General features: G+C 42.4%; 12 protein-coding genes. 3 read left to right on the top strand and 9 right to left on the bottom strand.

Going from position 1 to position 15,393, the window contains the following annotated elements; genetic code table 11:
- Positions 1-851: 851 nt before the first annotated feature.
- The 4 genes from radA to IZT61_RS14595 all read right to left on the bottom strand — a co-directional run bounded on the left by radA (position 852) and on the right by IZT61_RS14595 (position 5,163).
- Entirely contained in the window at positions 852-2,228 is a 1,377-nt protein-coding gene (radA, locus tag IZT61_RS14580) for a DNA repair protein RadA (protein WP_196097714.1), read from the bottom strand.
- A 101-nt stretch (positions 2,229-2,329) separates the two neighbouring features.
- On the bottom strand, positions 2,330-3,226 hold the full coding sequence (locus IZT61_RS14585) for a DUF6263 family protein (RefSeq protein WP_196097716.1): 897 nt from the start codon (positions 3,224-3,226) through the stop codon (positions 2,330-2,332).
- Positions 3,227-3,265: 39 nt separating this feature from the next.
- Complete coding sequence (locus IZT61_RS14590; RefSeq protein WP_196097718.1) at positions 3,266-4,039, bottom strand: M90 family metallopeptidase; 774 nt, start codon at positions 4,037-4,039, stop codon at positions 3,266-3,268.
- Positions 4,040-4,137: 98 nt separating this feature from the next.
- On the bottom strand, positions 4,138-5,163 hold the full coding sequence (locus tag IZT61_RS14595; protein ID WP_196097720.1) for a Gfo/Idh/MocA family oxidoreductase: 1,026 nt from the start codon (positions 5,161-5,163) through the stop codon (positions 4,138-4,140).
- A gap of 133 nt (positions 5,164-5,296) precedes the next feature.
- Here IZT61_RS14595 and IZT61_RS14600 point away from each other — a divergent pair, with 133 nt between their 5' ends.
- Positions 5,297-5,641: a hypothetical protein gene (locus tag IZT61_RS14600; protein ID WP_196097721.1), complete on the top strand. Its 345-nt coding sequence runs from the start codon at positions 5,297-5,299 to the stop codon at positions 5,639-5,641.
- 117 nt (positions 5,642-5,758) lie between these two features.
- Here IZT61_RS14600 and IZT61_RS14605 read toward each other — a convergent pair whose 3' ends face one another.
- The 4 genes from IZT61_RS14605 to IZT61_RS14620 form a co-directional block, all read right to left on the bottom strand.
- Positions 5,759-6,436: an OmpA family protein gene (locus IZT61_RS14605; RefSeq protein ID WP_196097723.1), complete on the bottom strand. Its 678-nt coding sequence runs from the start codon at positions 6,434-6,436 to the stop codon at positions 5,759-5,761.
- Between the two features lie 174 nt (positions 6,437-6,610).
- On the bottom strand, positions 6,611-7,303 hold the full coding sequence (locus IZT61_RS14610; RefSeq protein WP_196097725.1) for an ABC transporter ATP-binding protein: 693 nt from the start codon (positions 7,301-7,303) through the stop codon (positions 6,611-6,613).
- Positions 7,304-7,305: 2 nt separating this feature from the next.
- Complete coding sequence (locus IZT61_RS14615) at positions 7,306-8,778, bottom strand: DUF5687 family protein (RefSeq protein WP_196097727.1); 1,473 nt, start codon at positions 8,776-8,778, stop codon at positions 7,306-7,308.
- Between the two features lie 244 nt (positions 8,779-9,022).
- Positions 9,023-10,303: a replication-associated recombination protein A gene (locus IZT61_RS14620; RefSeq protein ID WP_196097729.1), complete on the bottom strand. Its 1,281-nt coding sequence runs from the start codon at positions 10,301-10,303 to the stop codon at positions 9,023-9,025.
- 314 nt (positions 10,304-10,617) lie between these two features.
- On the opposite strand from IZT61_RS14620, the gene IZT61_RS14625 reads away from it, so the two are divergent.
- On the top strand, positions 10,618-11,349 hold the full coding sequence (locus IZT61_RS14625) for a class I SAM-dependent methyltransferase (RefSeq protein WP_196097731.1): 732 nt from the start codon (positions 10,618-10,620) through the stop codon (positions 11,347-11,349).
- Between the two features lie 162 nt (positions 11,350-11,511).
- On the opposite strand, the gene hisS is transcribed toward IZT61_RS14625, so the two are convergent.
- Entirely contained in the window at positions 11,512-12,903 is a 1,392-nt protein-coding gene (gene hisS, locus IZT61_RS14630; RefSeq protein WP_196097733.1) for a histidine--tRNA ligase, read from the bottom strand.
- Between the two features lie 799 nt (positions 12,904-13,702).
- Here hisS and fumC point away from each other — a divergent pair.
- Positions 13,703-15,100: a class II fumarate hydratase gene (gene fumC, locus IZT61_RS14635; protein WP_196097735.1), complete on the top strand. Its 1,398-nt coding sequence runs from the start codon at positions 13,703-13,705 to the stop codon at positions 15,098-15,100.
- Positions 15,101-15,393 lie beyond the last annotated feature (293 nt).

Here is a 15,393-nt window from a genome sequence, read left to right on the forward strand (position 1 = left end):
TTAAGCCGAGTTTAAAGATTTCACCTCCAAAGCATTGGTGATACTGATGCTTGATATGATAAGGCAAAAAAAATCCTCGTTAACTATCGCTAACGAGGAAAATCATCCCTATTGTTATAGATCACATCCCATGATGTACAACACTATATACTAGGCAAACCCTACGCCAAACTTGGTACTCCTTTGTTTAATGCTGCAACATGCTGTAAAACAGTAGTTTATTTTTTGTCTGCGCTGATGCCAAAATAATTCAACAACAAAAAGCGGGGAAAATAATCCTCAACACGGGGAATTTCTTCCTTAGCTTCCCCAAATTGTGCTATGTGCTTGTCGCTGGTCTAGCACCGCCTTGCTCTTGTCGCCATCGCCATTGGAGATACCGTAAGCGATATTTTATATTATTGAGCAGAAAGTGCAAGGAAGGTTGAAGTTGGTATTGTATGTTAATCATAAGATGGCTTAATAAATATCACCCTGAGCATTTCAAGTTTGGTTGTAGTTACCTACGACCGGCTGAATCCTGGTTAAGTAAACCAAATTGGTCTCGCTGAAAATAACGGCTAACTGAAGTTTCAAAACCCTATTGCAAAAAAAATCCTCGTTAACTATCGCTAACGAGGAAAATCATCCCTATTGTTATAGATCACATCCCATGATGTACAACATACTACATTAGGCAAATGTTAATCCAAAAATGTGATAGTGATAAAAATAGGTCGTATTTCGCTTATTAACAGGGTGTTGTAATGTTTTTAACATTCGTGCCAAAAATAATTTAGCTGTAGAACTGGGGAATTTAATCAGCGATATTTAAAATAACGTTGAGATAATTCCCCAGTTATGATGGAGACTTAGCCAAAAATCATTTCAAATACTTCTTCAATTTTACCAACGGCCTTAATCTCCAATTGGTATTTGGAGCTGTCGACTCCTTTTAAATTGTATTTCGAAATATAAATGGTTTCAAAGCCGAGTTTATCGGCCTCTGCTATGCGTTGCTCAATTCTGTTTACGGCCCTAATCTCTCCCGACAGCCCTACCTCGGCAGCAAAACAGTTTTTAGACGAAATCGGAATATCCTGCTGTGAGGAAATGATCGCAATTAACACCGCCAAATCGATCGCCGGGTCTTCAACCCTGATCCCTCCGGCAATGTTTAAGAACACATCTTGCGTGCTCAGCCTAAAGCCGCAGCGCTTTTCGAGCACGGCCAAAAGCATATTCATGCGTTTGGTATCAAAGCCTGTGGCCGATCTTTGCGGAGTGCCGTACGCTGCCGAGCTTACCAGTGCCTGTGTTTCAATCAACATTGGCCTGGCACCCTCCAGCATGGCCGAAATTGCAATGCCACTCAGTTCTTCATCGCGTTGCGAAAGTAAGATTTCAGACGGATTGGAAACTTCTCGTAAGCCGCTTCCCTGCATTTCGTAGATCCCAAGTTCGGCTGCGGCGCCAAAACGATTTTTAATGGAGCGCAAAATTCGGTAAACATGATGCCGATCACCTTCAAACTGTAAAACGGTATCGACCATGTGTTCCAATATTTTTGGCCCTGCAATAGCGCCGTCTTTCGTGATGTGGCCAATAAGGAAAACCGGCACACCCGTTTCTTTTGCAAACCTGAGCAGCTCGGCGGTACATTCCCTTACCTGTGAAACGCTTCCCGGTGTAGAGTCGATATGAGACGAATGGAGGGTTTGGATTGAGTCGACAACCACAACCTCGGGCGCCAAAATTTCTATTTGCTTGAAAATGTTCTGAGTAGATGTTTCGGTTAAGATATAACAGTCAGACACGCCGCTTTCCTTGATTCTTTCCGCTCGCATTTTAATTTGCTGCTCGCTTTCTTCGCCCGAAACATAAAGCAGTTTTTTACCTTGCAGGTTCAACGCCAATTGAAGCATCAGGGTCGATTTTCCAATCCCCGGCTCGCCGCCAATCAGCACGAGAGAGCCCTCCACCAAGCCGCCGCCCAAAACCCGGTCAAGCTCCTTATCGCCGGTTAATATTCTTCTTTCAACTGACGATTGAATCTCGTCTACCTTGCTCGGTTTATTTAGTTTTCTGGTACTTATATCGGTTTTCCAGGTCGGAACTGATGCAGGCGCTTTTTCAACTATTTCTTCTACAAATGTATTCCATTGTCCGCACGAAGGACATTTACCCAACCATTTTGCCGATTCGTAGCCGCAACTCTGACAGAAATATGCAGTTTTTGATTTTGCCAATTTTCGATTTTTTAGATCACGAATTTACCCTTTAATGGTGGCAAGTGATTTTATTTTTTTTAAACATCATCACGAACTGAAATAACTATAGCGCTGCACAATCAATTGATCTCTTTGGCCGTTACCTTGTTAATTCCCTGCAAATCGAATTTTATGGTGTTCCCCATCGATTGCATGGTGCCCATCAGCCCGATTCTTGTATGACTGTTTAAAATCAGCCCGGTTTTAATGTCGAGTTGCGCATCACCTGCATTGGTACCCGTTAAATCAGTTTCCAATTTGTTGCCCATGGTTTCAAAGCTGCCTTTCGAAATTAATGTTCCACTAATGTCCAGATAGGCAATGCCATCTTTCACATCTTTAAGGGTGTATTTGGTGATGGTTTCTATCGGCATGGTCATCTGCATTTTGGTATCAACCGTCCAACTTTCGCCAATTTTGACTAGCTTTCCGGGGTAAACCCTCAACGTCGATTCCATGGTTTGTTTCATGCCCTCGCTGTTGAACTGCTTACTTAGTGCCGCTTTTATGCTTTGCGTCATTGCCGAATCTGTTCCCATTTTTGAGGCCATATCGTTCAGCATCTTATCCACCCCGGTTATCGATTTTATTGAACCATCAGCAGCAATGGTCATATTAAACGAGGCGCCCTTTAATCCCCTGAAAGGGTTTGGTTTAGTGCTGTCCTGATCGTCGGAATCCATTGCCATTACATTTCCCATGGCCGACGATTTCATATAGATCCGGTTGTACACCACCTCGATATTTTTCTCCATGTTGTCGCCATTACGGATCGCAAAAGTATAATCGGTGCCAATATTCTGGTTGAGGTTGATTTTTTGACCTGCCACTTCCTGGTTTATAATTTGATCGGAGACCACCGAAAAGTCGTACTTTTTCCCTATCGGGAAATTTTGTTTCAAGGTGTACGTTTTTTGCGCAAGGGCGCTGAACGATAAGAATAGGATAGAAAGATTGACGATGAATACTTTTTTCATACAGTTTGTAGCGGTTTAATTTAGGAGTATAATTAGTTTTTAATTTGCAGGCTGTTGCGCAAAGATGCGGCTCAATTGGTGATACAGATCCGGATGTTTATTTTTAAGCATCTCCGGTTTTTCAAAAAAGTATTCTGAAACTACAGCAAAAAACTCAGCTTCGTTGGTAATCGCATAAGGATTGATGTCTGACTTGTTATCCTCGATCTTTTGCATCTCTTTGTGCATCATTTTAATCCACGGCCTTGTGTATTCGTGGCCAAGTAAATTTTCGGGAATGCCGTCGGTTGCGCCATCAGATTTATCGAGCAGGTGCACAAACTCATGTATCGCAGTGTTTTCCTTGCCGGCGTTTTTAGAGAAGCCATGCCTTAATGCAGATCGCGAGAGGATCATTTGGCCGTTCATGTAACCACCGCCAACCATGCCCGTTATATTTCGTTCGGCTCCGTCAAACTGAAAATCGTGATTAAACGTATCCGGATAAAGCAATACACTGGTTAGGTTTCTGTACTGCCAATCCGGAAACCCAAAGATTGGGATGACGGCGCTCGAGGCGATCAGCAATTCATCTAATGTGGTCATTTCCAATCCAACCGCCTCTATTTTTACCGTGCTGAAAAATGCAGCCACTTTTTTTTCAAAGCGCAACTTGTCGGTCGAATCAAGGTGATGATAAAAACCCACATAGTCGTTTAGTATCTGCAGGTCGGTTTCGGTAAGCGGTTCGATGGCCGGCTTTTTCTTCCGCAGAATAAAGTATAACAGGATGATGAAAATTGGAATAAGGTAGCCAAACGGTAGCGAGTTCATTCGTATAGTCGTTAATTGTGATTAGTTTTTGTTTGCTGTATATCGCCTCAGGTTTATACCGCCGATAACGATGCGACCCGTTTAGCATAATGAGCCTGTTAGCTTTCCAAAATTTCCAACTGATGAAGAACATCTTCTCGTGTTACCGGATAGGCGGCGTTGGTTAACAACGATTGGTAAACTGCATCAAACAAAGGCAGGTAACTGCCCACCTCCGATGGAATCAGCTCATCCGTCTTATTCCCGTCTGCATCTATTGTAGTCAGCAAACCTTCCGAACCTTCTGGCTCAATACCGAAACCGACGTCGGTTAATTTTTTGCCTGCCAGTAATTGCTCTTCCTGCGAATCGGTACGCTGTTTAATGAAACTTCCGGTAACGCCATGTAAAACAAACGCAGCCTGCGGATTTACAACCAACATGCTCGAGGTTACGAAAACATTTACGCTATCTGGGTAACTGAGCTGGATAGAAAAATAGTCGTCAACAAGCGTATCCTTTCTGTTTTTTCCTAAAATTTTATGAAAACTCAGCGGTTTTCCGAACAAACTGATTACCTGATCTAACAGGTGCGGTCCTAAATCGTAAAGCAAGCCACTGGCCTCAATCGCTTTCTCTTTAAATAACTTCGGACCGATTACATTCCGGTATCGATCGTAACGCAGGTGCATTTCATTTAGCTTGCCCAGCTTGCCACTGGCCAGTACCTTTTTTACCGAAGCGAAATCACTGTCCCAACGACGGTTTTGATAAAAGAAAATTTGCTTGCCCACCTCATCGGCAAGCTCGAAAAGCTGTTTAGCCTGTGCAGATGTTGCTGTAAAGGGCTTCTCAACCAGAATATGTTTACCCGCATTTAAAGCCGCTTTGGCATGCTCAAAATGGAGATTATTTGGCGTGTTAACCACAACCAATTCAATCTCGTTATCGTTTAGTAGCTCCTCAATACTGTTGTAACTGATCAAATCCGGATAATCGGCCGCTGCCTTTTTTTCGTTTCGCTCTACCACTGCTTTCAAGCTAAAGCCTGGGTGCGCATTTAAAAAAGGTGCATGAAAAACCTTTCCCGACATACCGAATGCGAGCAGGCCAGCTTTAAATATCTTGTTAGGGTTTGTATTCATAGGTTATAAATGTAGCCAAAAATATTTTTTGGTTGATGGCTAAAAACTTAAAAGATTTAAATTTTACTTTACACGGGTTAAGCTTTTGTTAAACGAACTACGGGGTGGCCTTTTTTAACGTTATCTTTGCAAAATGAAACCCTCGGAGATAAATACTAGGTGGAAAGCCCTGCAACAGCGAATTGCAACGGAATTTGATTCGGACCTACCCGATTTAAAGGTAATGCTTTTTTTAATCGGTGTTCAGGAGCTGGGCAAAGGACCAAAAAAATACAGCAAGCGGCAAAAGGAAGAGCTGATGCATATTGCCACCTGCAGGCTGTTGAGCGAGATGGACTTTTACGAACTGGAAGGTGTAGATCAGGATGGCTGGCCGCATTGGAAACTTGTTAAAGCTATTCCGCCGTACACCATGCTGGAGCAGGAAATGTTGATGAAATCGCTGGTGGTACGCTATTTTGAAGATATTTATTCCTGATGGCGGCACAATTGATGAGTTTGCGCTCAGATCTAAAATTTAACCAACAAAAAACCCCAACGCTTTTGCATTGGGGTGGGATATATAATGACCTCATAGGTAGAGGGAATTGATTGTTTATCCTTGTTTTTGTGCTGAAGATTTTAATTCATCACTCGCAACAATTACAATCTCTACACGACGGTTAGCTGCACGTCCTGCTTCAGTTTCATTATCAGCAATTGGCTCAGAGAAACCTTTACCAATGGTTACCAATCTTGATGAAGGCACACCTTGAGAAACGGCATAGGCTTTAACGGCTGCTGCTCGTCTTTCTGATAGGCCCTGGTTATAAGTTTCGGTTCCTTTACTATCTGTGTGACCGATAATTTTAATATCTGTATCTGGATATTGATTTAACGATGCAGCTAAGCTTTGTACGTTACTTTTTGCAGCATCTTTTAAAGCTGTTTTGTCGAAATCGAACAAAATACCGCTATCAAATTTTACAATAATACCTTCACCCTCACGGATCACTTCCGCATTAGGAATTGCTTTTTGGATTTCAGCTGCCTGTCTGTCCATCCTACGACCGATAAACGCACCAGCAGTACCACCAATTGCACCACCAATTAATGCACCCACAGCAGTGTTACCTGCTTTCTTTCCGATTAGTGCACCTACCACACCACCTGCAGCGGCACCAATACCAGCGCCTTTTTGTGTTTTAGTTAAACTATCACAACTTTGAAGTGCCATTGAACCTACTGCTAACCCTATACTTAATGTTGCTATTTTTACTTTTGAAATGCTCATAATAATGTCGATTTATAATTCTACTCAGCCTATTCAAACACGATGCCAAAAAAAATTAAGACTCAAATAATTTCATTTTACTAAAAATTAACCCAAAAAACATCGTTTTTAGTGCAAATAAAAAGCGCCTCAGTTTGCTGAGGCGCTTAACATGTATTATTCTTAGTACAAAAGCTAGGCAGAGAAATAGCTTTCCAGCTCTTTCAAGGTATTTTCATCTGTTCTAAAATCCTTAATCACCTGGCCTTTTTCTACAAGTATGATGCGTTTACACACATCAGTTACATGATTTAGGTCGTGACTAGAGATGAAGGTGGTCATATTTCCGGGATACTCTTTTAGCAGTTTTTTCAACCTGATTTGCGTAGTTGGATCGAGGTTGGCGAAAGGTTCATCAAGAATGAGTAGCTCGGGCTTTTGCATTAAGGCGGCAGCAATGCCCACTTTGTTTTGGTTCCCCTTGCTAAAATCGCGGATGTATTTCCCGCTATTTAATATTTCGCCATTAAAAAATTCGTTGTACTGAGTCAAATAGGCGGCCACGTCAGCAACGCTCAGGTTATTTAAACTTCCAATAAATGTAAAATATTCTTCCGGCGTCAAATAGTCAATAAGGAAGCCTTCATCCAAAAAAGAGGCTGTGTAATTTTTCCAGTTACCGCTTTGCATCACGCTTTCGCCTTTTGATAAAACTTCTCCTTCGCTCGGGCGGATCAAATCTAACAACATACGGAAGAAGGTGGTTTTTCCTGCACCATTGTTCCCTACCAGGCCGATGGTTTCGCCCTGTTCGATTTGCAAATGGTCGATATTTACAACGGTTTTATCGCCGTAAACCTTTTTCAAATTTTTTACTTCTAAAATCATAATTATTCTCTAAAGCCCTCGGCTATTTTATAACGTTGTTGTTCTAATCTTTTTACGATGAAATTTACCCAAAAGCCCCGCATCAAAAGCATGATAATACCTACTAACGACACGGCAAATAATCCCCAATATGGCATATCCAATAGTCCAAACGGCATGTAGATTAGCATAGGGACCAGAATAAAAGGGAAACCCAGTATCCATTGCGTTGCGCCAACACCCTGCCAGTTAAAACTCGCACTTTTGGTAATATCAAGTCGCTTATAGTTCATTGTGGCGAAATACAAAATCATTACTGTACCAAAGCCGATGTTGCATAAATAGGCTGCCAGATGCAGCAAAAGCAGCTTAGGGCTTAAAAAACCGTAGAAACTGGCCAGCAGGGTTATTATGGTAGAGGCGATGGTGAAAAGTAAAAACTTAGCCTTGATGTAATCTTTAAGGTCGATTTTGTTGCTCAACAAACCATCGAAATGGGCGCTTTGCCAGCCGAACATAAACTGTCCGTAGGTAATAATCGAGATACCCGTCATAAAAATAGCTGCAAAAATCATTTTGCCAAACGAATCTGAATCAATCAGTGGCTGCTTGTAGAAAATGAATCCGTAAAACAGAAAAAAGAAAGCCATAAGCACTGATGAACGCGGGCGCTTATGCCGCAAAATTAGTTTCAGCTCTAATGCTGCCAAAACGCCTACCTTGCCAAAACGATTTAGAAAAGCATAATCGGTACTTACCTTTTTCTCTTGTTTACTGCCCAGCTCTTCTACATAAAGGTTGCTGGCGAGGAAATTAGAATTTATCTTAAAGATAGCAAATGCCGCAATGGTAAACCCGAAGCCCAGATAAGGGTGCTGTGCAACCGCCCTGAAAACATAATCGGAAGCTGCCATTAATGAAATAACCTTAAAGTATTCTAACGCAGCAAACGCTGCAATAATGACTAAACCACATAAGGTATAAACTACGTTTGTAATAGATTTTCTTTTCAGGTATAAAATCAAATAGTTATTAAAAATAGTAATTGAAATTACCGAAATAACGTACATTACAGTTGCAAAGGCGCCATATTCAACTCTTATTTCGGTAAAAATAAAAGGGAAGAAAAGAAAAAGAGGCCAAAGATTAAATGCAGAAAAAAGGGCCTTAACATTTAAGAAACTGATGATTTTAGTTTTCTTTATTTTTAAGTGCAAATAAGGGATTATACTTAAGGTAGGCAGCTCTTGCAATTGCAGGCGCATTAAAAAGTCGATGGCAAAATAGTAAAGAATAATTCCGTTAAAACTTTTAAAAATATCCTGTCCCTTAAAAACCTCTGGCAAAAACATGGCCATTGTAAAGCCGATTCCTACTGCAACCGTGAGAAAGTACAGCATAAAAAAGCCGAGAACCACTTGTGCAGCAATACTGCCGCCCCGGTTCCGCGAACGCCAAAAGGATTTCCTTTGATGGCTTAAAAAAGTGCTCAGCATAAATAGTTTAGGTATTAGTTTGTTTATTAGTAGCTATTTTTAAGTAATTGTTACAGCTAGTGTTATGTTAAAGGTGCTTTTTCAGGCTGAGCCTTTCGGCTTCACTCAAGATAAACCTAGTCGAAGCCTAGTGTATTTGCCCTTCAACTCAGCCTGTATTGAGCCTTTCGGCTACGCTCAAGCTGAACTCCAGTCGAAATGCTCAGGGCGACATTTATTACGGCATTTTACGATTAAAATAACACTAATAATTGTATTTATTTTTCCAGTTTTGTTTCAGTTTTTCACGCAGTTTTTCTTCTGCTGGGTTTTTGCCCGGATCGTACAGTTTGGTTCCGCTCAATTCTTCCGGAAAGTATTCTTGCGCCTCGAAATTACCCTCGTATCCGTGCGAATATTTGTAATCTTTTCCATAGCCAATATTTTTCATCAGCTTGGTCGGTGCGTTTCGGATGTGTAATGGAACGGGCAGGTTTCCGGTTTGCTTAACCAGGGCCTGTGCCTTGTTAATGGCCTCGTAAGCGGCATTGCTTTTCGGCGAACTGGCCAAATAGGTAACGCATTGCGATAAAATGATCCTTGCCTCCGGATAGCCGATTACATTAACTGCGGTGAAGCAATTGTTTGCCAACAGCAAGGCGTTGGGGTTTGCATTCCCAATATCTTCTGAGGATAGAATCAGCAATCGGCGGGCAATAAATAATGGATCTTCGCCGCCCTCAATCATTCTGGCGAGCCAATAAACGGCAGCATTCGGATCGCTTCCACGGATGGATTTGATAAAGGCAGAAATGATATCGTAATGTTGCTCTCCTGCCTTGTCGTACAAAGCCAGGTTCTGCTGGGCATGTGCAAGTACATTTTCGTTGGTTAGTGTAATTTTGTCTCCACCGATGCCATTAATGGCAATTTCCAAAACATTTAAAAGCTTACGGGCGTCGCCACCGCTTAAACGAATCAGGGCTTCATGCTCTTTAATGGTAATCTTCTTTTGGGCCAGCAGGGCGTCTTTCTTTATCGCTGTTTGCAGCAACCCGGCCAATTCTTCTTCGGTTAGCGATTTAAGAATATACACCTGGCAGCGGGAAAGCAAAGCGGAAATAACCTCAAAAGAAGGGTTTTCTGTTGTTGCACCAATTAATGTAACCAGACCACGCTCAACGGCGCCGAGCAAACTATCTTGCTGCGATTTGCTAAAACGGTGAATTTCATCAATAAACAAAATCGGCAGACCCAAAAAGCTATCTTTTAACTGTGCGGCTTTATCAATTACCTCACGAATATCTTTAACGCCACTGTTGATGGCGCTGAGATTAAAGAAAGGTCTGTCTAATGCTTGCGAAATAATGTAGGCTAAAGTTGTTTTACCAACGCCGGGCGGCCCCCAAAAAATCATCGATGGCAACTGGCTGCTTTCAATGGCCTTACGCAAAACTGCACCAGCACCAACCAAATGCTTTTGCCCTACGTATTCATCGAGGTTTTGAGGGCGCATTCTTTCGGCTAAAGGGGCTTGGCTTTGCATATGGTAAATATAGTAAAAATGAGATTTGTCGGGCGCATTTTGCTACAAATTTTAGCGCTGTGGTTACATTGGTTTATTTGATCTAAACACAACCCCAGCGTTATTTCTGCCAAGGCCAGTTATTTTGAGTTTTCTTTCAAAGAAAAGCCTAATAGATTTTGAGTGCCTTTTGTAGCCCAAGTTTTGCATGTATAGGTAAGATTTAAACAGTAAGCGCTAAGTTTTGTTTACTTTTAGTAGCTGTACCGGCAAAGCGTAACTAAATGGTTGAACCTGGATTTGGCGGCGCTTATTTAAAACTCAATTATTGGAATATGAAAGATAACTTTTCTACACAGGCGGCAGAATATGCCATTTACCGCCCCACCTATCCGCAGGAAATGTTCGACTATCTTTTGAGTTTAACAGACGGCCGAACCGCCGCATGGGATTGCGCTACAGGAAATGGACAAGTAGCGAGGGTTTTAGCGCAGCATTTTGAAAATGTTTATGCCACTGATATAAGCGAAAAGCAGATCAGTCAGGCTTTAAAGCTGCCCAATATTGTGTACAATGTTGAGCCTGCGGAAAAGGTAAGCGTTGCCGACAACTGCTTCGACCTGGTTACTGTGGCGCAAGCAATCCATTGGTTTAATTTCGATGGATTTTATAATGAAGTTAAAAGGACGCTTAAGCCAAATGGGCTTTTGGCCGTAATTGGTTATGGGTTGATGCATATCGATAAGAAAGTAGATCGGGCGATTCATAAATTGTATGAAGATATTTTAGGGAAATATTGGGATAGCGAGCGTCGGTACATTGAAGAGGGCTATAAAACGATTCCATTTCCTTTTGATGAAATTGTTGCGCCTCATTTCGCCATTAAAACCAGTTGGAACTTTAATCAGCTTATCGGCTATTTAAACACCTGGTCGGCGTTGCAGCATTATAAAAAGGCCAACGAGCGGAATCCGTTGGAATACATGTTAACGGAGCTGAAAGAGGCTTGGGGCGATGATGCCGAAAAAGATGTTCGTTTCCCGATATTGCTGCGGGTTGGGAGGTGATTTAGAAAATCGTCTTTTCGACTGAAGCGCAGCGAAAATGGAGAAATATTTGGACTGGTTATGCAGATTTCTCCTCCAAAGGAGCTCGTACGGAGCACTACGGTCGAAATGACGACAATTGCTTATATTCATCGGATGACTTTTGATCGTTTTTAAGAACGTTTACTTCAACAAATCCAAAATGCCCAAAACGGTGAGCTTTTGTTGTTCGCCACTCTGCATATTTTTTAGGGTTAATTCGCCGCTTGCTATTTCGTCGCCACCGATTAAAATTACAAAAGGAATATTTTTGGCATCGGCATACGCCATTTGCTTTTTGAGCTTGGCCGACGATGGGTAGAGCTCTGCTGAAATGCCGGCATTGCGGAGTTGCTGCAGGATTGGCAAGGCATATTTTTCTGCTTCCGAATCAAAATTGCTGATTAACACCTTTGTTCCTATTTCTGCTGCTGCCGGAAAAAGGTTGAGTTCTTCGAGCACATCGTAAATGCGATCTGCACCAAAAGACACACCCACTCCGGTTAAGTCCTTTAAGCCAAACATGCCTGTTAAGTCATCGTAACGACCGCCACCACCGATACTGCCCATGGCCACTTCGTTGGTTTTAACCTCGAAAATACAACCTGTATAATAGTTTAAACCTCGGGCAAGGGTAATATCGAGCTCTAATTTTGCGGTTAATGGTAAGCTGTAGGCAATCAGGCTTTCAACATAATCGAAAACCTGTTCAATTTCGGCTACACCTTTTAATCCAATTTCTGAAGCGGCCAGAACGTTTTTTAAGCTTGCCAGCTTTTCTTCGTTCGTTCCCTCTAATAAAATAACCGGGCGGAGCTTTTCAAGGTCGGCATCTGTAAAGCCACGTTCTAACAGTTCTTTGCTTACCCCATCGAGACCAATTTTATCGAGCTTATCAATGGCTACCGTCATATCGATAATCAAATCAGGTTTACCTATAATTTCGGCGATGCCTGATAGAATTTTTCTATTATTGATTTTTATGCTGAAATCTTTTAGTCCCAGTTTGGCCAGTGCCTCATTGTAAATTAAGATAAACTCTGCTTCGTTTAGGAGGCTTTCTGATCCGACTACGTCGACATCGCATTGATAAAATTCACGGTATCGTCCCTTTTGCGGCCTATCGGCCCGCCAAACCGGTTGAACCTGAAAGCGCTTGAAAGGTAAGGTAATTTCGTGCTGATGCATGACTACATAACGGGCAAAAGGTACTGTTAAATCGTAACGCAGGGCTTTTTCGGAGATTAATGGAATAAGTTTATTGCTATTGTCGTCCTGAGCGAAGTCGAAAGACTTTTTTTTGGCATCTTTTAGGTATTCGCCACTATTCAGTATTTTAAAAATCAATTTATCGCCCTCGTCACCATATTTTCCCGTTAAGGTAGAAAGGTTTTCGAAGCTTGGGGTCTGAATTTCTGCGTAACCATACTTTCTGAAAACCGATTTAATGGTATCGTAAATAAAGTTGCGCTTTACCATTTCAACAGGCGAAAAATCGCGTGTACCTTTTGCTAACGAGGGTTTGATAACTGACATAGGCGCAAAAGTACAAAAAAAGGCAGAGGGTTTATGAGCTGAAATGTAAAAGCTGAAGGACTGAAGCTGATGTTCGTGTGCATGAGTGCGAGATCATTTAGTTACCGTTGGTTTCAACCAACGGGTAAAAGACAGGCACATCAGCCTTTAGCCAAAACCTTTGAACCTGCCGCAGCCCTGAAATGCTGTGTGTTAAGATGCAAATGAGCACCATGATAAGAAACAGATTCTTCGGTGCGCTCAGAATGACAAGTGTTATGCTATTTGCTCGCCTCTTTGCCGTCGGTTTCAACCGACGGATAAAAAATAAGCCCCAAAGCTTTAGCCAAAACCTTCTGGACTTTGCCACAACCATGAAAATACTGTGTGTTAAGATGCAAATGAGCACCATGATAAGAAACAGATTCTTTGCTGCGCTCAGAATGACAAGTGTTATGCTATTTGCTTGCCTCTTTGCCGTCGGTTTCAACCGACGGATAAAAAATAAGCCCCGAAGGCTTTAGCCAAAACCCCGAACCTGCCGCAGCCCTGAAATGCTGTGTGTTAAGATGCAAATGAGCACCATGATAAGAAACAGATTCTTCGGTGCGCTCAGAATGACAAGTACTATGCTATTTGCTTGCCTCTTGCCGTCGGTTTCAACCGACGGATTAAAAATAAGTCCCCAAGGCTTTAGCCAAAACTTTTCTCGACCCTGAATGCTTCCTTCGTCAGCATGACATTGATTTTGAAAATATTGAAGATAATACCTTGCTTTATAGGGAAAAACTTAAATTTGCCACAACAAAATTAAAATATAATGAGTTTCAGAATAGAACACGATACCATGGGCGAGGTGCAGGTGCCTGCCGACAAGTACTGGGGTGCACAAACCGAACGCTCACGCAATAACTTCAAAATCGGCCCAGAGGGCTCAATGCCAAAAGAAATTATTCATGCTTTTGGCTACCTTAAAAAAGCGGCTGCCTTGGCTAATACCGAACTGGGCGTACTCTCTGCAGAAAAAGCCGATTTAATTGCCAAAGCGTGCGACGAAATTATTGCCGGCGATTTAGATGATCAATTTCCGTTGGTAATATGGCAAACTGGTTCTGGTACGCAAAGTAATATGAATGGAAACGAAGTAATTGCCAATCGTGCCCACGTAATGAATGGTGGCGCTTTGGCCGACGATAAAAAAGTGCTTCACCCGAACGACGACGTAAACAAATCGCAGTCATCAAACGATACCTATCCAACTGCAATGCATATTGCGGCCTATAAATTAACCGTAGAAAACACCATTCCTGGTTTAGAGAAACTGCGCAATGCATTAGCCAAAAAGGTTGAAGAATTTTCTGGAATCACCAAAACGGGGCGTACCCATTTTATGGATGCTACGCCTTTAACCTTAGGACAGGAATTTTCGGGCTACGTTCAGCAGATCGACAACAGTATCAGGGCGATAAAAAATGCCTTGGTAATGGTGGCCGAATTGGCCTTGGGCGGTACTGCAGTTGGCACCGGCCTTAACACACCAAAAGGTTATGATGTTTTGGTAGCAAAAAAGATTGCCGAATTAACCGGTCTACCATTCGTTACCGCACCGAATAAATTTGAGGCTTTGGCAGCTCACGATGCAATGGTCGAGCTTTCTGGCGCTTTAAAGCGTACAGCTGTGGCCTTAATGAAAGTAGCCAACGATGTACGCATGCTTAGCTCAGGCCCGCGTTGTGGTATCGGCGAAATTGTAATTCCCGACAATGAGCCAGGCTCATCAATTATGCCGGGAAAAGTTAACCCGACACAGCCAGAAGCCTTAACAATGGTTTGTGCCCAGGTTATCGGTAACGATGTTGCCGTTTCAGTTGGCGGAATGTCGGGCCACTTCGAATTAAACGTTTTTAAGCCGTTAATTGCTGCCAATGTACTGCAATCGGCTCGTTTAATCGGCGATGCATGCGTGTCCTTTACCGATAAGTGTGCTGAGGGCATTACCGCCAACCTGCCAGAGATTGAGAAGCATTTGCAAAACTCATTGATGTTGGTTACGGCCTTAAACCCTCATGTTGGGTACGAGAACGCCGCGAAAATTGCCAAAAAAGCGCATAAGGAAAACAAAACGTTAAAAGCCGCTGCTGTAGAACTTGGTTTGCTAACCAGCGAGCAGTTTGACGAATGGGTTCGCCCCGAAGATATGGTAGGCAGTTTAAAATAAGCCCACCTAGCCTCCCCAAAAGGGGAGGAACTTCTTTCCACAGTCCACATCATGCGTCGGATTTTGAAGGCCCTATAAAGTTTGGTTTCCCCACTGTCATCCTGAGAGGCGTCGTCTTTTCGAGCGTAACCGAGAAATCTCTATGCAAAGTTCAAAGATTTCTCCTCCGTAGGCACTTCTCTGGAACAATCGGTCGAAATGACGATTTTCACAGCGTTTTCGGAAAACGTCGATGATAGGTACTGAGAATCCCGGTCTGCTGCAAACAGGTGTTTCATCTGTCCAGATGCTTT

The sequence above is a fragment of the Pedobacter endophyticus genome, from assembly GCF_015679185.1.
GTDB lineage: Bacteria > Bacteroidota > Bacteroidia > Sphingobacteriales > Sphingobacteriaceae > Pedobacter > Pedobacter endophyticus.